This is a genomic window from Parabacteroides sp. ASF519, assembly GCF_000364265.2.
In the GTDB taxonomy this organism is placed as follows: domain Bacteria; phylum Bacteroidota; class Bacteroidia; order Bacteroidales; family Tannerellaceae; genus Parabacteroides; species Parabacteroides goldsteinii.
Window position 1 is genome coordinate 6,482,396 of record NZ_AQFV02000006.1, and the last position, 19,037, is coordinate 6,501,432.

Genomic DNA, 19,037 nt, shown 5'->3' on the forward strand with positions numbered 1-19,037 from the left:
TATAGCGACGGAAGTAACTCTTTCCCCTCTTGAGAGGGGATAAGGGGTGTGTTATAATTCCGCCATAAGACTTGCTTTAACACACCCCCTGCCCCCTCTCAAGAGGGGAAGAGTTACTTCCGTCGCTATATATGCGATGCTCTTTTACTTCAAATCAGCCGCTTCCAGAATCTGTTCTACGGCCTGGGCTAAACCGTCGGAGTTTTTACCGCCGGCAGTTGCAAAGTGGGCCTGTCCGCCACCGCCACCCTGAATCAGTTTGGCTGCATCTTTTACCAGTTTACCGGCATTCAGTCCTTCGGCAACAAGCGGTTCGCTCAGCATCACCATCAAAGCACATTTTGCACCGTCCTTGATACCGGCCACAAAGAACACTTTCTCATCGCTATTGCTTTCACCCTTGATCTGGAAGGCCAGGTCTTTGATGGCATCTACATTCGCCTCACCGCGGAAGACAATCACCTTCACACCGTGGCGTTCAACAGCCTTGGCGATCAGTTCTTTCTTCAACATAGCGACCTTTTCCTTTACATAGTCGCTAACCTGTTTCTTCAGTTCCGCATTTTCTTCGATAGACTTACGGATCGTCTGCGCCAGGTTCGGTACATTATTAAATAAAGCACGCAACTCACGCATGGAATCCTGCAACATGAAAGTATAGTTTTCTGCCCCTTCGGCCGTCACGGCTTCGATACGGCGTACACCGGCTGCGATAGAACTTTCGGCAATCACACGCAGTGAACCGATCATACCGGTTGCCGGGATATGTGTACCACCGCACAGCTCGATAGAAGAACCGTATTTAACGACACGTACTTCCTCACCATACTTCTCACCGAACAATGCCATAGCACCCAAAGCCTGCGCCTGGGCTATCGGCATATTGCGATGCTCTTCCAACGGATAGTTGGCACGAATCTTTTCGCTTACCAGCTTTTCTACCTGGCGGATTTCTTCGTCGGTCACTTTCTGGAAATGAGAGAAGTCGAAACGAAGCGCTTCGGGAGAAACATACGAACCTTTCTGTTCGACATGTGTGCCCAATACTTCGCGCAATGCCTCATGCAGCAAGTGAGTTGCCGAGTGGTTACATTCGCACTGGATACGTTTCTTCTCGTTGATCTTCGCCGTGAAAGTAACGGTTACATCTTTCGGCAAACGCGTAACGAAATGTACCGGCAGGTTGTTTTCACGCTTCGTATCTACAACATCCAGCTTTTCATCGTCGGCAATCAGCCATCCGGTATCACCTACCTGTCCACCCATCTCTGCATAGAACGGAGTCTGGTCGAGAACGATCTGGAACAACTCTTTATTCTTCTGCTTGATTTTACGGTAACGCAGGATTTCGGCTTCACATTCGAACAGGTCGTAACCAACGAATTTAGATTCGCCTTCTTTCAGGACCACCCAGTCACCGGTTTCGATAGCAGCCGCATTACGGGCACGTTCTTTCTGTTTCTGCATTTCCGCATTGAACTCGTCGATATTCACTTCCATGCCGTTTTCACGCAGGATCAGTTCAGTCAGGTCCAACGGGAATCCGTATGTATCATATAATGTAAAGGCATCCACACCGCTGATAACGGTTTTTCCGGCAGCCTTTGTTTCTTCAATCTTCTTATCCAGCAGGCGGATACCTGTTTCCAACGTGCGCAGGAACGATTCTTCTTCTTCCTTGATTACCTTTTCGATCAGCGTCTTCTGGGCAACCAGTTCGGGATAGGCATCGCCCATCGTCTCGATCAGGACAGGCAACAAGCTATACATAAAAGCTTCGCGGCGTCCGAGGAACGTATAACCGTAACGAACGGCACGACGAAGGATACGGCGGATTACGTAACCGGCTTTGGCATTCGACGGCAACTGTCCGTCTGTGATAGAGAACGCGATTGTACGGATATGGTCGGCAATAACGCGCATAGCCACATCCTGTTGTCTGTTGTCTCCGTATTTTGTTCCGGTCTTTTCAGCAATCACCTGGATGATCGGCTGGAATACATCGGTATCGTAGTTGGAAGTCTTACCCTGCAATGACATACACAGGCGTTCGAATCCCATACCCGTATCGATCACCTTCGCAGGCAGCGGTTCCAACGAACCGTCGGCTTTGCGGTTGAACTGCATAAACACCAGGTTCCAGATCTCGATTACCTGCGGATGGTCTTTGTTTACCATCTCTGCACCGCTAGAAACGGCACGTTCTTCGTCAGAGCGAAGGTCTATATGAATTTCCGAACAGGGACCGCAAGGACCGGTATCACCCATTTCCCAGAAGTTATCATGCTTGTTACCATTGATAATATGATCTTTCGGCAGGAACTGTTCCCAGTAACCGGCAGCTTCGTCGTCGCGCGACAAACCTTCGGCAGGGCTTCCTTCGAATACGGTTGCATACAAACGTTTCGGGTCCAGCTTCAGGACATCCACCAGATATTCCCATGCCCATCCGATGGCTTCTTTCTTGAAATAATCACCGAACGACCAGTTTCCCAACATTTCGAACATCGTGTGGTGATAGGTATCGTGTCCTACCTCTTCCAGGTCGTTATGTTTACCGCTTACACGAAGACATTTCTGCGAGTCCGCGACACGTGAATATTTAATGGGTACATTTCCCAGGATTATATCCTTAAACTGGTTCATGCCCGCATTGGTGAACATCAATGTCGGGTCCCCCTTCACGACCATAGGAGCAGACGGTACAATCTGGTGCTGCTTGGAAGCGAAGAACTCTTTAAACGATTCACGAATTTCTTTTGCTGTCAACATAATCTATTATATAGTTCTCGTTAATATTCTGAAAAACAATTTGCAAAAGTACTGCAAATTATTATTTTTGCACGTATCCAAGCAATAAAATATTCAATGAAACTGTTTAAAACAAGAAAAACATATTACTTATATAACCCGAATACGCTCAGTTACGACCGTGTTTACCCCTCCGCCAGAGACCGTTTCTTCATTGTGCTCCGTCATTTAAGCATCGGTGCGGCAATCGGTATCGGTGTATTCTTTATTATGATGTACACGATCGATTCGCCGGTAGAGTCTTTGATGAAGAAGGAAAACAAGCTGTTGCAGACTCAGTATGAAGTACTTTCATTACGTCTCACCAATGCGCTGGAAGTGTTGGATGATATACAGCAAAGGGATGAGAACCTGTACCGCGCCATCTTCCAGGCCGAATCCATTCCCGAATCGGTGCGTAAATCAGGTTTCGGGGGAACCAACCGCTACGAACATCTGCTGAACCTGTCCAATCCGGAGCTGGTTGTCTCTACCACCCAGAAGATGGACATGCTCAGCAAACAACTTTATATACAATCCAACTCGTTGGAAGAGTTGATCAAACTGGGTAAGAACCAGGAAGAACGCAGCCGCTGCATCCCTGCCATCCAGCCAATCTCCAATAAGGATCTGCGTCGCACGGCATCCGGCTACGGTGTACGTATCGACCCGATCTACCGAACTCCGCGTTTCCACTCCGGCATGGACTTCTCCGCCAAAGTAGGCACGGAAATCTATGCAACCGGCGATGGAGTCGTCACTTTTGCCGCCTGGAAACAGGGCTACGGGAACTGTCTGATGATCGATCACGGCTATGGATTCCAGACATTATACGGTCATATGAGCAAATACAGAAAACGCGTCGGACAGAAAGTGACACGCGGCGAAGTGATTGGCGAAGTAGGTAACACCGGTAAATCAACCGGCCCGCACCTGCATTATGAAGTGATAGTTCGTGGTAAACATGATAATCCGTCCAGATATTACTATATGGACCTGACACCGGAAGAATACGACCGTATGATTCAGATTGCAGAAAACCATGGCCAGGTAATGGATTAAACATCTTTAATACAATGGCATTAAATAAAGATAAAAATCTGAAGTTATATTTCTCCATCAGCGAGGTGGCGCAGATGTTCGACGTGAACGAATCGACACTGCGTTTCTGGGAGAAAGAATTCGATATTATCCGTCCGCGCAAGACGCCTAAAGGAACCCGTTTCTATAAGCAGGAAGACATCGACGCCGTCCGCCTGATCTTCCATCTGGTAAAAGAGCGGGGAATGACCCTGGCTGGTGCCCGGCAAAAACTAAAGGATAACAGGGAGACAACCATCCGGCAGGAAGAGATCGTTAATAAGCTGAAGCAGATTAAGGAAGAACTGCTCTCTATGAAAGCAGCCTTCGATGCGCTCGACCCTTCCGAATTGCCTCAGGAAGAGAAAATCTAAGTCAAACAATTAGCAGGTTACGCCGGAAAAGCGTACCTTCGCCGACAATTTAATAGAACAATAAACATGGAAATTACGGGAAAAATTATCGCCGTACTGCCTGCGCAGAGCGGAACCAGCAAAGCTGGAAACGAGTGGAAAAAACAGGAATACGTATTAGAGACACACGACCAATACCCTAAGAAAGTCTGCTTCCAGATCTTCGGTGCCGACCGCATCGAACAAGCAGCTATTCAACCCGGAGAAGAATTGACAGTATCATTCGATATAGACAGCCGCGAGTATCAGGGACGTTGGTTCACCAACATCAGTGCCTGGAAGGTAGACCGTCCGATGGCGGGCGCTCCCCAGTCAGCACCGGGAGCCATGACACCGGAAAACTTTGCACCGGCATCTGCCCCGACAGCATCTGCCGCTCCCGACTTCGGTCCGGCTAACCCGATCGACGATCTGCCATTCTAATGGATATCGTTGCCCTAATCGGCGGACTACTCCTCATCCTGGTCGGCGCAAATGCACTGACCGATGGGGCTGCTTCGGTAGCCAAACGTTTTAACATCTCCTCCCTTGTTATCGGATTAACGATCGTAGCCTTTGGTACATCCGCCCCCGAACTGACCGTCAGCATTGTATCGGCACTGAAAGGAAGTGCGGATATGGCCATCGGGAATGTTGTCGGAAGTAATATTTTCAATACCCTTATGATTGTAGGTTGCACGGCAGCCATTGTTCCCATCGGGATGAATAAAGGGACGCTCAGCAAAGAGATTCCGTTATGTATCCTGGCATCTATCGTTTTATTTATCTGCGGAAACGACGTGTTGATAAACGGAGCGGCTGAAAATACAATCAGCAGCAGCGACGGGATGCTACTGCTCTGTTTCTTTGCGATCTTTCTGGGTTACACATTCGCCATTGCACATAACGGGAACGGAGAGGAAGAGACGAAAATCAAGTTGATGCCCGTATGGAAATCCGGGGTATTCATTGCCGGTGGCCTTGCCGGTTTGATTTACGGAGGGCAGTTCTTCGTAGACGGAGCATCAGGGATTGCGCGTGGTTTGGGTGTCAGTGAGTCTATTATCGGCCTGACGCTGGTTGCCGGAGGAACTTCCCTGCCCGAACTCGCCACCTCGGTCGTTGCCGCCTTGAAGAAAAATCCAGAGATGGCGATCGGGAATGTGATCGGTTCGAACCTGTTCAATATATTCTTTGTATTGGGTTGCAGTGCGACCATCAGTCCGCTGAACATGAAAGGTATTACCAATGCAGACCTCGGGGTTCTGATCGGTTCATGCGTATTGCTTTACCTGTTCGGGCTGTTTATCAGAAAGCGCACCATAACACGCCTCGAAGGGATTGTTATGGTACTATGCTATATTGCCTATATGATCTATCTGATCAAAGGATAAGTTACTTTACTCCCTGACCAACTGCATAAGTGTCTCATGCATCGCTCCGTTGGTGGCAAGCACTTCATCTCCCGACTGCCAGTTGTCGCCACCGCTGAAGTCGGTCACTTTACCGCCGGCCTGCATCAGGATCAGGGCGCCTGCCGCTATATCCCAGGGACCGATCCAGGCTTCGATACGCGCTTCGAAACGTCCGGCGGCGATATAGCAGACTTCGGCAGCCGCCGCTCCCATCAGGCGCGTTCCTCCGGCGAAACCGTATAACCGGTCGACCAGGCGGAGGGCCACCGGGCGGTAAGCATCGGAGTTATAAGGAAATCCCAGGTCGATAAAGGCTTTATCCAGGTCGGATACGTCCGATACGTGTATCTCCCTGCCATCCAGATAGGCTTTACTGCCTTTCCAGGCGTAGAAGCATTCGTCGCGACAGACTTCGTAAACGACACCGATCAGCAATTCTTCTTTATTACGCAGGGCGATACTGACACAGTAAGGGGCGACATCGTGAATATAGTTGGAAGTCCCGTCCAGCGGATCCACCAGCCAGCAATAGTTTTCGTCGGTCAGGCTGCCGCTGCCTTCTTCGGCGATGAAGCCTGCTTCGGGAAGCAAGGCAGAGAGTTGGGCGATCAGCCATTTTTCCGATTCCTTGTCGACATACGATACGTAATTGTGAGCACTTTTCTCTTCTACACGTGTACGGTCGAACTTACGCCGTTCTTCTTTCAGGAAAGTCCCGGCTTCGCGGGCTATCTGTTGTACCTGGGTACAAAGTTCTTCTAAATTAAGCATATCCTCTTTTTATCTTTTTGTTGTGACAAACATACGCATTTTGGAACTAAATAATACGGGTAGTACTGAATATTAACGAAAAAGATATACTTTTGACACAAGACATAAAACAGTTACGATCTATGAATATCCGGAAACCATGGAAACAGACTCCAAGCTATAAGGGAGAAGAGAAAGCCGAGAGTTATAATTTTTTCGATATCTCTTCCTTCTTCCGTTTCGATACGCACCGGAATGCTTTGGGCGTATTGTCCGACCAGACCTGTTCCGATCTGGGTTTCGAGGATCTTTTCATGTTTTCCGACCGCACCGCCTCACGCGTCGGGCAGCAGTATCTGTACAACCTGATGCGGATCATCCCGGACAAAGCGGGCGAGATAGAACGGCATGAAGCACTTATAAACGAGCTGTCGTCGCATCCGGATTTACAGGAAGAACTTGTCAAAGACCTGCAAATCCTGAATACCCATGAAGCATATAGTATTGCGTCGCTGATGGGTATAGGATTTCCGGCTGTTCCTGTATGGAGGAAAATCCTGTTCCGTATTTGTGGTTTCCTGCCGAGCTTGCTCCTTCTATTGTTGTATTTCTATCAGGCGGGAGCGTGGCTGCTTTTGTTGATTGCAGCGATACTTGTGAACGGCGTTATTCATTACGGGAACAAACCGAACAACCTGAATTTTCTGATATCCATTCCCCAACTGATACGTTTGCTGAATATTTCGGGCAAACTATCGAAGAACCCGCTTTTCACGGAACTCGGCAAAGAGGTTCCGGAGGCGCTGTCTTCATTGGAAACACTGAGAAAGGCGAGCGGCCACCTGCGGATGGAATCGAAAATGGACAGCGACCTGGCTGTCATCCTTTGGGCGATCATGGAATGCGTCAAGATCTTCTTTCTGGCGGAACCGATCGCCTATCATAAAGTGATCACCCTTCTGAAAGATAAGAACCGGCAGATAGAAACGGTATTCCGTTTTGTGGGGCTGGCGGATAGCCTGTCGTCGGTCGCTTTTCTGCGGAAAAGCCTGCCTTATTACAGTCTGCCGGGAAAGCCGGAAGACGAGGTGCGGGTGGAAGCGGAAGAGATGTATCATCCCCTGCTGGAAAACTGCATAGCCAATACGATCCGGATCGAAGGCCGTTCCATCTTGTTTACCGGTTCGAATATGTCGGGAAAGACTACTTTCATCCGTACCCTGGGTGTCAATATGCTGACGGCACAGACGCTTCACACGGCTTTCGCCCGGCGGATGCAGATGAAAACGCCTGTCATGATCCATGCCGCCCTGATGCTTTCCGACAGCCTTTCAGACGGCAAAAGTTTCTACCTGAAAGAGGTAGAGTCGATCCGCGACATGCTGTCATGCAGCCGTAGCGAACATATCAACCTTTTCCTGCTGGACGAAATATTCAAGGGAACCAACACCACCGAGCGGATAGCGGCAGCCAAAGCGGTCCTGTCCTACCTGAATACCTCGAATAACATCGTAGTCGCCTCCACTCACGATGCGGAATTAGGAACATTCCTGAAAAACGAATACGACCTGTATCATTTCTGTGAAACGATAGCCAACGGCATTCTCTCGTTCGATTATAAATTAAAGGCAGGCAACCTCTACCAGCGGAACGCCATCCGTATTCTGGAAATAAATGATTACCCGGCTACATTGATAGAAGATGCTTATTCCGTTATCCGGCAGATAGAAGGCCGATAATTCTCGCAAAGCATCTTTCCATCGCTCACGCTCTTCATCCAAATTCTGCGGTTCTTCTTTCGGCTCCTCGCACGCGTGTTGTTGCTGTTGTATATTTACTTTACTTTCCTTTTCTTTTCTTTGTCGCATTTCTGTAACAGAAACCCCCGTTTCTGATACATTAACAGCATTTTCCACGATGTTAATGCAATTAAACTCTTCGGAAATGGGATTTTTGCATCGTTTTACAACTAAAATGTATCTTTCCTGAATCTTTTCTTCCGTATCTCCCAAACGATCAGCAAGGTCATACACATAATCGTCTGATATATGAAGAAAATACCCTTCTTTCTTATATACGTCGCACAGGATGGTGAAATAAGCCAGGAAACCGAGCGACTTGTAGCGGCTTTTCAGTTTACGTACTTGTATATTTTCAAATATATCGGTATCGACCGGAAAATAATCCAGTCCTTTTTTGATAGGTCTAGCCATGATTGTTATAAACTTTTTCAATTATGATTTTGTATCGCACGGATAACCAGCCGTAACGTTTTCAGCATCAGCAGTTCTCCCGGCAGTACGCGTATCACGCAGATAGCCTTCGGGGCGGATATGGCGGCCACCGTTGAAGGCACCGCCCTCCACCTCGACAGCTACGCGGTGGGAAGGGATGGCGAAGTCGAACCGCCAGTCCCGCCCGGGATGGAAACGGTATTCCGCCACCACCTCCTCGCCCGTATGCTTCAGGATCAACGCGCTAAGCGGCGAAAAATAGGCCATCGCCAAAATACTTATTGTAAATTTCCCCATTCCGGCGAAAGCTGTTGTTTTTTTTATAGGAAAACGCCCTTCCGGGAGAAAAAATAATTTCTTTCGGAAGAAAATCAAATTTCATCCGGGAGAAATTGAAAACGGACTCGGATGGGGTGAAACAGGGAAGGGAAGATAATGTAAAATTCGAGACTGGCTTTCAGATTTATCTAAATATTTTCCACAGAAAAACAGATACGGGACAAATAATAATCTTAACTTTGCCGCAAACAAAATCGTATCGCTATGAAAAATAATGGAGAAATCATGGTTTGCCTTCTCTAAATTGAATCTGGATATAAAGGATATTATACAAAAGATCATTTAACGCAACGTGCAGAACATACTGCAAAAGAAGGAAGACGAAGGGAGCGACAGACTGAAACCTCCCGTTTCGATCCCGTCTCTATCCGTATCAGCCATTTCGAAATTGGCATATTATCACATTACCCCGTTTTTATTACGAAATTTTATTTCTATATTTGTTAAAGAATTTTCAAACAAAACAGGGTATTTAGCCGTTATGATAATAAAAAAGAAAACGCTGATAAAAAGATGAGGATTTGGATAAAACGGATAGGGATTGTGTTGTTGATACCGGTGGTATTGATACTACTTGTCTCTGTGCTTTTATATATACCGCCTGTACAGAATTTTGCAGTGAAACAGGCCGCCTACTATGCCGGAAAAGCTACCGGGATGCAGATCGGGATCGAACGGATACGCCTCTCCTTCCCGCTGAACCTGACTGTGCGGGGGGTGGAGGTCCTGACGGCTCCCACCGATACGCTTCTGACGTTGAAAAGCCTTTCCGTCAATGTGCAAGCCTTGCCTCTGCTGAAAAAAGAAGTGCTGGTAGACGCTATCAACCTGGAAGGGGTGAAAGTGAATACCGGGACTTTTATCGAAGGCATGGAGATAAAAGGCGTGCTGGGACGCTTATATGCCAAGGCCGACCGCATCAATCTCTCGAAAGAACGGGTGGCGCTCAATACAATCGACCTGTCCGATACCGCTATCACCCTGCTACTGAACGATACGACAACGAAAGCCGACACCACCTCCACCCCAGTCAACTGGATATTGAAACTGGAAAAAATCAATTTCGACCGGGTGGCGTTTGCCCTGCAGATGCCTGCCGACTCGTTGCGCCTGACTACCTATATAGATAAGGCGAACCTGAAAGACGGCGTCGTAGACCTGGGCACTTCACAATATGGGGCGGACCTGTTCACACTGACCGGTTCGACACTGGGATACGACGGCAACGACCAGGAGCCGGTGAAAGGTTTCGACCCATCGCATATCGCCCTGAGTAATGTCAATATCACCCTGGATTCGCTGTTCTACGGAGGGAGGGACATAAAGGCACGGATACGCGAACTCTCTGCCGACGACCGTTCCGGACTGGCGATCACTTCGCTGACCGGAAGCCTTCACAGTGACAGCACGACTATTAGTGTACCGCAATTATTGCTGAAAACAGCTGCTTCGGAAGCGCGCCTGATGGCGATGGTTCCCTGGAGTTCGTTCGACGAAAACCCCGAAGGTGATATGCGGGTGTTATTAACCGCCTCTTTGGGAAAAGAAGATGTGATGACATTCGCCGGTGCACTGCCCGAAGATTTTCAGAAAGCCTATCCGCAGAAACCGGTTTCACTGACTGCCGGAGTAGAGGGAAACTTATCGTCCATGCTGCTCCGCCAGCTGAAAGCGGAGTTGCCGGGGACTTTCCGCATGGACGTTTCCGGAACGATGAAAGCACTGACCGACAGTGTGCGCCGTTCTGGAAAACTGGACCTGAAAGCAAAAACCGGCAACCTCGATTTCCTGCTGACAATGCTTTCCCCCGCCGAACGGCACCGGTATAATATCCCGGCAGGCATCACCTTGACCGGTGAGGCGGCTCTGAAAAACAATGAGTATCAAGCCGATCTCCTGTTGAAAGAAGACAAAGGAAAAGTCCTGCTGACAGGCCGTTTCAACCCGGCCAAAGAGGCTTATAAAGCCGACCTGAAAGTGGATAGCCTGGAACCTGTGCATTTTATGCCGCTCGACTCGCTCTATTATATGAGCGCATCCATACAGGCGGAAGGCCAAGGGTTCGATCCCTTCAAAACCTCTTCCTGGGCAAAGCTGGACGGAAAACTGACGGATATACGATACGGCAATTACAACGTATCGGACGTCACCCTGGCCGGTTCGCTGGAAAAGAACTTCGTAAAGTTCGACCTGCTGAGCAAATATCCGCTGGCAAAGATGGATATGACGCTGAATGCGACCTTGCAAAAGAAAGAGATCAAAGCCATGCTGATAGCCGATGTCGAAAACTTCGACCTCTACGGCATGCACCTAATGAACGATTCGCTGGCAACCTCCTTCCAGCTTTTCGCGGAAGCGGAAACCGACATGGGAAAGAACAACCTGGTCGACGTCACCCTCGGAAACTGGGAACTGACTACCACCACGGGTATTTATAAACCGAAGACACTGACCCTGCACGCCCAAAGCACCCAGGACACCACCCGCGTCTCCTTCCATGCCGGCGACCTCGGGATCGTGCTGACCGGCAACTCCGACCTGGAGACCATGACCGATAAGTTCAACAAGATTTCCGAAGGGTTGAACAAACAGCTCGAGAAAGATTCGATGATCAATATCCCCGCCTTTAAACCGTTGCTGCCGGATATGCATCTGACCATATCGGCAGGGAAGGATAATCCGATTTATAATATATTGCAACAGGCAAACGTCTCGTTCAACAACCTGAACCTGGAGGCGTTCACCTCTCCCGAAGAAGGTTTCCGGCTGGATGCCGGCATTTATAACCTGATGCAGGACACGACGCGGATAGACACAGTCAGCTTTGCGATCCGGCAGGACTCGCTCGGACTGTTGTATCAGGCCGATGTCATCAAGACGAAATTCCGCCAGCAGGCTCCGTTCACAGCCGGAGTCAAGGGGAAGGTCAGGAATACGTTTGCCGATGCCGAACTCCTGTACACGGACGGCCTGGGGAAAACCGGTATCCTGCTCGGACTGCGTGCCGACAAGGTGGAAGAAGGTTTCAACCTCCATCTGTTCCCGGACAATCCGATCCTGGCATTCCGCCCTTTCAAGCTGAACCCGGACAATTATATCCTTTATAAGAACGAAAAAGATATTGCCGCCGACCTCCGCCTGTCGGGCGAAGAGAACGCCTCCCTGTGGATACATTCGTTGCCCGAAAAGGATAAGATGGAGGAACTGCATCTGGAATTGAGCCAGATCAACCTCGATGTGATCTCAAAGGCTTTTGCGGAGATACCATCGATGAAGGGTATCCTGAGCGCCGACATGCAATATGCTCCGTCGGACAGTTCGTTCCTGGTCGTTGTCGATGCAAATATCGACAATCTGATCTATGAAGGCGGACGGGTAGGCGAACTGATGTTCAGCACCGTTTATCTCCCGCTGGCCGACAATACGCACCAGGTCGACATGCACTTCTTCCGTGACCAAAACGAAGTCATGTCGGCAACCGCCCTTTACAAGATGGGGAAAAACGACCACCTGGACGGGACGCTCGACGTAACACATCTGCCGCTGGATATGGTGAACCCGTTTATCCCGGATAATATGGCGGCGCTCAGCGGCGTGCTCGAAGGGAACATGACGATAAAGGGCAGCAGCAAAGCTCCCGAAATGAACGGATATATCGAAATGGATTCGACTTCAATGTTCGTCACTGCCGTGGGTACCAGTTTCCGGGTGGACGACAAGAAAATCGTGGTGAAAGAGAATAAGATCCTGTTCGACAAATACCATATCCACGCAGCCGGAAAGAACCCGTTCGTGATAGACGGCACGATCGACTTCAATAATCCTTCGCGGATGATGGCCGACCTGAAACTAAATGCCGACAACATGCAGTTGCTCGACGTGAAGCGTAACAAGGAAAGCATGGTGTACGGCAAACTGCTCGTCAACCTGGCGTCGACGGTCAAAGGTCCGCTGGATGCCTTAATGATGCGCGGCAACCTGCAACTGTTGGGAGGAACCAATGTGACTTATGTCATGAAAGACTCGCCGCTGACGGTACAGGACCGTCTATCCGACCTGGTGACTTTCACTTCATTCGAAGACACGCTGGTGAACCGACGCCGGCAAGAAGCCCCGCTGCCTTTGGGCGGCCTGGATATGCTGCTGACCATCCGCATCGACCAGTCCGTACGGCTGAACGCCGACATTACCCCCGACCGCTCCAGCAAAGTCGAACTCGAAGGGGGTGGCGACCTTTCTTTCCAATATACCCCGCAGGGCGAGATGATCCTGAACGGACGATATACCCTTTCCGGTGGTATTGTAAAATATGCCCTGCCGGTCATCCCGCTGAAAGAATTTAATATCGAAAACGGTAGTTATGTGCAGTGGAGCGGCGATCCGATGGACCCGTACCTGAACCTGACTGCCACCGAACGTATCCGCACGAACGTGACGCTCAGCGGACAGAATCCGCGCATGGTGAATTTCGACGTGGGCATCGCCCTCAAACAGCAGTTGGAGAACCTGGGCCTGCAATTCGTCCTGACGGCTCCCGAAGACCAGGCGATGCAGACCGAACTGAGCAGCTTGGGTGAAGATGAACGCACGAAACTGGCAGTCGGCATGATCATGACCGGCATGTATCTGGGCAACTCCGGAAGCGGCAAACAGAATCTGAACATGGGTGCCGCCCTGAACAGCTTCCTCAACAGTGAGATCAGCAACATTGCCGGAAGTGCCCTGAAGACGGTCGACATCTCCTTCGGCATGGATACCTACGACGAGAACGGCGACGGCTCAGGCGGCCAGCGTACCGATTATAATTTCAGTTTTGCCAAACGTTTCTGGAACGACCGCATCCGTGTCGTGCTGGGCGGACGCATCTCGACCGGCGAAAATGCCAGCAACAGCAGCCAGACACAGGCCTTTATCGACAATGTCTCGATCGAATACCGGCTGGATGCCAGCGGAACCCGCTACGTGAAGCTGTTCCACGATAAGAACTACGAAAGTTTGCTGGAAGGTGAGATCACCGAAACAGGCGCCGGTATCGTCCTGCGCCGCAAGATGCTCCATCTACGCGAACTGTTCAATTTTAAAAAGAATCGACCCAAACCGGTAAATGAAGAAGAATGATGGAAAATAAGGACATATTATACAGACTGTTAAACGGCAGAGGGTGTGTTATCGCCTCGATATTCACTACCCTGATCCTGCTATCCTCTTCCTGTTCGACAACGAAGAACCTGCCTGAAGGCGAAGTTTTATACACCGGTATCAAGAAAATAGAAGTCACCGATGAAGATAAAACCACCGCCGGCGAAGATGCCCTCGCCGAAGTGGAAGGCGCCCTTGCCTATCCGCCCAACAATGCATTGCTGGGAAGTTCGTCCATCCGTGTGCCGTTGCCTTTCGGCCTCTGGGTCTATAATGCATTTGTCAATAAAAAGGGGAAGATTGGGAAATGGATTTTCGACAAGCTGGCTGCTAAACCGGTGTTCGTCTCCACCGTAAATCCCGAAGTCCGCATCAAGGTAGCGCAAAACCTGTTGAAGGAATATGGCTATTTCAACGGAACGACTTCTTTCCAGGTGGATACCAATCCGAAAAATGCGAAGAAAGCAAAACTCATTTACCAGGTGGCCATGAACCATCCCTACACCTATGATAGTATCCGTTATGTAAGGATGCGTCACCGGATGGATACACTGATACAAAATACGATAGGTGAACGCCTGCTTCATGACGGTGAAAACTTCAACGTGACGAACCTGGAAGCCGAACGGCAGCGTATCTCCTCCTTGCTGCGCAACAACGGTTTTTATTATTTCCGTCCCGAGTTCATCACTTACCAGGCTGATACCATCATGAATCCCGGCAAGGTGGCGCTCCGCATCATGACCAAACCCGGACTGTCGCGTGCCGCTCTTCGCCCGTGGAAGATCGGCGATATATCAGTCTGGCTGAACGGCTATAACAATGAGACACCCACCGATTCGGTACGTTACAAAGACATGACCGTCTATTATGAAGGCAAACTGCGCGTCCGTCCGTCGGTGCTTTATAACCGCCTGCGGTTCCGGTCGGGCGACCTTTATTCGCAGGAAAAACAGCAACGGACCCAGACCAGCTATTCACGCCTGGGTATTTTCCGGTATTCCGAAATGCAATATACCCCGCGCGACACCACCCGCCGCCAGGATACGCTCGATCTGAAGATCAACACGGTCTACGACCTTCCGCTCGACGGCGAGCTGGAAGTGAACGTCACCTCCAAAAGTAACGACCAGGTGGGACCGGGAGCCATCTTCAGCGTTACCAAACGGAACGTGTTCGGTGGCGGCGAGACTTTCGGAGTACGCCTGCGCGGTTCTTACGAATGGCAGACCGGCAACCGGGTGGACGGTGCCAAATCGGCCATCAACAGCTGGGAGATGGGATTGAGCGGAACGCTGACATTCCCGCAATTGCTTTTCCCGGGAATGATGAAGAAAGACGGCTTGTATCCGTCAAGTACCTCTTTCCGGTTGTATGTCGACCAGCTGAACCGGGCACGTTTCTTCAAGATGCTGGCTTTCGGCGGAAGTGCTTCCTACGATTACCAGTCGTCCGCCACCAGTCACCATTCAATTACGCCGTTCAAGCTGACGTACAACCTGCTCCAGTCTACGACGCATGAATTCGACAGCATAACAAAGGATAACAAGGCGTTAAAACTGAGTCTGGAGAACCAGTTCGTGCCGGCAATGGGTTATACCTATACCTATGATGATGCCCCGATCACTACACGCCGGAACCATACGTGGTTCCAGCTTGCCGTTTCGCAGGCAGGTAACCTGCTGGGTGCCGGCTATGCCATTGTCGGAAAGAAATTCAACGAAGAAGGGAAACATCTGCTGGGAAACAAGTTTGCCCAGTTCGTAAAAGGGACAGCCGAGATACGCTACGATTATAAGATCGGCCATAACCAGCATCTGGTCGGACGCATGATGGCGGGTGCCGTCTACAGTTACGGGAACGCCCGGGTTGCTCCCTATAGCGAACAGTTTTATATCGGGGGAGCCAACAGTTTGCGTGCCTTTACGATCCGTTCGATCGGCCCGGGCCGTTACCTTCCCGAAAAGACTACTTACAGCTACCTCGACCAGACCGGCGACCTGAAGTTCGAAGCCAACCTCGAATATCGTTTCCCGATCCTGGGCGACCTGCACGGGGCTGCATTCGTAGACGCCGGTAACATCTGGCTGATCCGTGAAGACAAGCAACGTCCCGGCGGCCAACTGAAATGGGGACGTTTCCTGAAAGACCTGGCACTGGATGCCGGTGTCGGCCTGCGTTACGACCTGACCTTTATCGTGATCCGCCTGGATATGGGTATCCCATTACATGTACCTTACGAAACGGACAAGAATGGTTACTTCAACGTCCCCAAATATAAACCGGGATGGCACCTGGCAATCGGGTATCCGTTCTAGGAAGTATAGTTGTTGAGGGGAAGGTCGATTATTATTCCTCCTCCCCTCCATACCTATATATAGTTATTTTCCCCTTTCCCTTACGCTTCTTTTTTACCTATAATCGGTGATTGATGCGCTTTCCTTTTCAGCCGACCTTTGCAGCAGTTTAATAATGTAAAAAGATTCGGACATTGAAAGCGATATTTAACACACTAATGTTTGCACTATTCCTTGTAATTCTGCCGGTTACGGTAAAAGCACAGGGGGAGGCCATGATTTCAGGGAAGATATTATCAACGGAGAAAGAGATTGTTGACTTTGCAACAGTCTATCTGAAAGGTACCAATTACGGGGGAACGACGAATGAAGAAGGTATCTACCATCTCAAAGCTCCCGCAGGAAATTATACATTAGTCGTATCCGCCATCGGCTATAAAACAGTTGAAAAGCAAGTCAGGCTTATCAACGGCCAGCGCGTAAAACAAAATATCACCATCACCCCGCAAGTGGAAGAACTGGATGAAGTCGTAGTCGTTTCCAACGGCATCAGCCGCCTGAAACGTTCGGCTTTCAACGCCATAGCCGTGGATACCAAGGAACTGCAAAACTCCACCAAAAGCCTGAGCGACGCGCTCGCCAAAGCACCGGGCATGAAACTCCGCGAATCGGGCGGTGTAGGCTCGGACATGCAGCTGATGCTCGACGGTTTCAGCGGAAAGCACGTGAAGGTCTTTATCGACGGCGTGCCGCAGGAAGGCGTAGGCAGTTCGTTCGCCCTGAACAATATACCGGTCAATTTCGCCGAACGCATCGAAGTATATAAAGGAGTAGTCCCCGTCGGTTTCGGAACGGATGCCATCGGCGGCGTTGTCAATATCGTGACGAACAAGAAACGGCGCAACTGGTTCCTCGACGCCTCCTATTCTTTCGGCTCGTTCAATACGCACAAATCATACGTCAACTTCGGACAGACACTGGATAATGGTTTCACTTACGAAATCAATGCTTTCCAGAACTATTCGGACAACGACTACTATGTGGATGCCCCGGTAAAGGATTTTGAAACGGGACGTCTCGACACGGATAAGAAAGAACGTGTGAAACGCTTCAACGACACCTACCATAACGAAGCCATCATCGGAAAGCTGGGGTTTGTCAACAGGAAATGGGCCGACCGCCTGTTGTTCGGTTTCACTTATTCCAATATGTACCAGGATATACAGACGGGTGTACGCCAGAACACGGTCTACGGCGAAAAACATCGCAAAGGCCATTCCCTGATGCCCTCGCTGGAAACAACAAACGCAACCTGTTCACCGATGGCCTCGACCTGGTATTCACCGCCAACTACAACAAGAACCTGACGACCAACGTGGATACCTCCGCCTACGAATATAACTGGGCAGGCGACAAGCACCTGATGAACTCACGCGGCGAACAGTCCTACCAGCACACCCGGTCGGACAACAACAACTGGAACGGTACGGTCACCCTCAACTACCGCATCGGCAAGGCACATATGTTTACGTTCAACAACGTACTGACCGCCTTCCGCCGCTCCAACACCTCCCTGCTGACAAACGAGGAACTGACGGACGCCATCGACAAGGAGACACGCAAAAACATTGCCGGCCTCTCCTATCGCCTGATGCCGTCAGAACATTGGAACCTCTCCGTTTTCGGAAAGCATTACAACCAGTATGTAGCCGGCCCGATGGCAACAGATAACACAAGTTCAGAATATGTCCGCACCTCCCGCAGCGTCAACTCCATGGGATACGGGGCTGCCGGTACCTACTTTGTACTGCCGGGCCTGCAGGCCAAGCTGTCGTACGAAAAAGCCTACCGCCTGCCTACCATCGAGGAAATGTTCGGTAACGAAGACCTTGAGATGGGCGACATGGGCATCAAACCGGAAAACAGCGACAACCTGAACCTCAATGTCAGCTACAACAAAGCATTCAACAAACATAACGTATATGTGGAAGGCGGTTTGATTTACCGCAACACCAAAGACTATATCCAGCGTAACATCACCGACCTGAGCGGTGGCAAACAGGCGGCGAGCTACATCAACTACGGCAAGGTGCTGACCAAAGGCTATAACATCTCCGCCCGTTACAGCTTTGCTAACTGGCTGAGCCTGGGTGGAAACTATACGCAGATGAATGTCCGCGACAACCAAAAGACGGCCATCAGCAACGGTGCAAACAACATCGCCTACAAACAGCGTATGCCGAACCTGCCGTACCGTTTCGCCGACTCCGACGTGACCTTCTACTGGCGTAACCTCTGGATGAAAGGCAACACGCTGATAGTGACTTACGACAATCAGTACCTGCACAGCTTTACCTATTATTCTTCCATCATCGGTTCGAATAAAGGAGAATATGTAGTGCCGAACCAGTTCTCACACAACCTGACTCTCTCTTACAGCCTTCAGAACGGACGTTACAACATCTCGTTCGAGTGCCGCAACTTCACGGACGAAAAGCTGTACGACAACTTCAGCCTGCAAAAAGCAGGACGGGCATTCTACGGAAAGATCCGTGTCTATCTAGGCAATTAATCTCTCTAAAATAAATAGTAATAAACAAT

At 49.9% G+C, this 19,037-nt stretch carries 11 protein-coding genes and 1 pseudogene; 8 read left to right on the forward strand and 4 right to left on the reverse strand.

Annotated features, from left to right (window positions below):
• Window positions 1–144 precede the first annotated feature (144 nt).
• Complete coding sequence (gene alaS, locus C825_RS26090; RefSeq protein ID WP_010800727.1) at window positions 145–2,772, reverse strand: alanine--tRNA ligase; 2,628 nt, start codon at window positions 2,770–2,772, stop codon at window positions 145–147.
• 96 nt (window positions 2,773–2,868) lie between these two features.
• Here alaS and C825_RS26095 point away from each other — a divergent pair, with 96 nt between their 5' ends.
• The 4 genes from C825_RS26095 to C825_RS26110 all read left to right on the forward strand — a co-directional run bounded on the left by C825_RS26095 (window position 2,869) and on the right by C825_RS26110 (window position 5,656).
• Entirely contained in the window at window positions 2,869–3,852 is a 984-nt protein-coding gene (locus C825_RS26095; RefSeq protein ID WP_010800728.1) for a M23 family metallopeptidase, read from the forward strand.
• 14 nt (window positions 3,853–3,866) lie between these two features.
• Entirely contained in the window at window positions 3,867–4,244 is a 378-nt protein-coding gene (locus C825_RS26100; RefSeq protein ID WP_009859819.1) for a MerR family transcriptional regulator, read from the forward strand.
• A 66-nt stretch (window positions 4,245–4,310) separates the two neighbouring features.
• Window positions 4,311–4,706, forward strand: coding sequence for a DUF3127 domain-containing protein (locus C825_RS26105; RefSeq protein WP_009859820.1), 396 nt, complete (start codon window positions 4,311–4,313; stop codon window positions 4,704–4,706).
• Window positions 4,706–5,656, forward strand: coding sequence for a calcium/sodium antiporter (locus C825_RS26110; RefSeq protein ID WP_010800729.1), 951 nt, complete (start codon window positions 4,706–4,708; stop codon window positions 5,654–5,656). The genes C825_RS26105 and C825_RS26110 overlap by 1 nt, the downstream gene beginning before the upstream one ends.
• A gap of 6 nt (window positions 5,657–5,662) precedes the next feature.
• Here the strand turns inward: C825_RS26110 and C825_RS26115 are convergent, their stop codons facing one another.
• Window positions 5,663–6,448, reverse strand: a complete 786-nt coding sequence (locus tag C825_RS26115; RefSeq protein ID WP_010800730.1) for an inositol monophosphatase family protein — start codon at window positions 6,446–6,448, stop codon at window positions 5,663–5,665.
• Between the two features lie 122 nt (window positions 6,449–6,570).
• On the opposite strand from C825_RS26115, the gene C825_RS26120 reads away from it, so the two are divergent.
• Window positions 6,571–8,166: a MutS-related protein gene (locus C825_RS26120; protein WP_010800731.1), complete on the forward strand. Its 1,596-nt coding sequence runs from the start codon at window positions 6,571–6,573 to the stop codon at window positions 8,164–8,166.
• Here C825_RS26120 and C825_RS26125 read toward each other — a convergent pair.
• Both C825_RS26125 and C825_RS26130 read right to left on the reverse strand, forming a co-directional pair.
• Window positions 8,050–8,640 carry a DUF4373 domain-containing protein gene (locus tag C825_RS26125; protein ID WP_010800732.1) on the reverse strand — a complete coding sequence of 197 codons (591 nt, stop codon included), beginning with the start codon at window positions 8,638–8,640 and terminating at the stop codon, window positions 8,050–8,052. The two genes, C825_RS26120 and C825_RS26125, sit on opposite strands and share 117 nt — an antisense overlap.
• A gap of 21 nt (window positions 8,641–8,661) precedes the next feature.
• Window positions 8,662–9,036, reverse strand: coding sequence for a putative endonuclease domain-containing protein (locus tag C825_RS26130; RefSeq protein ID WP_232434152.1), 375 nt, complete (start codon window positions 9,034–9,036; stop codon window positions 8,662–8,664).
• Window positions 9,037–9,513: 477 nt separating this feature from the next.
• Here C825_RS26130 and C825_RS26135 point away from each other — a divergent pair, with 477 nt between their 5' ends.
• From C825_RS26135 to C825_RS26145, 3 genes and pseudogenes are all read left to right on the forward strand, one after another.
• Window positions 9,514–14,118 carry a translocation/assembly module TamB domain-containing protein gene (locus C825_RS26135; RefSeq protein WP_010800734.1) on the forward strand — a complete coding sequence of 1,535 codons (4,605 nt, stop codon included), beginning with the start codon at window positions 9,514–9,516 and terminating at the stop codon, window positions 14,116–14,118.
• Window positions 14,118–16,457, forward strand: coding sequence for a translocation and assembly module lipoprotein TamL (gene tamL / locus C825_RS26140; RefSeq protein ID WP_010800735.1), 2,340 nt, complete (start codon window positions 14,118–14,120; stop codon window positions 16,455–16,457). The genes C825_RS26135 and tamL overlap by 1 nt, the downstream gene beginning before the upstream one ends.
• 254 nt (window positions 16,458–16,711) lie before the next feature.
• A pseudogene (locus C825_RS26145) lies at window positions 16,712–19,008 on the forward strand (TonB-dependent receptor).
• The last annotated feature ends 29 nt before the right edge of the window (window positions 19,009–19,037 follow it).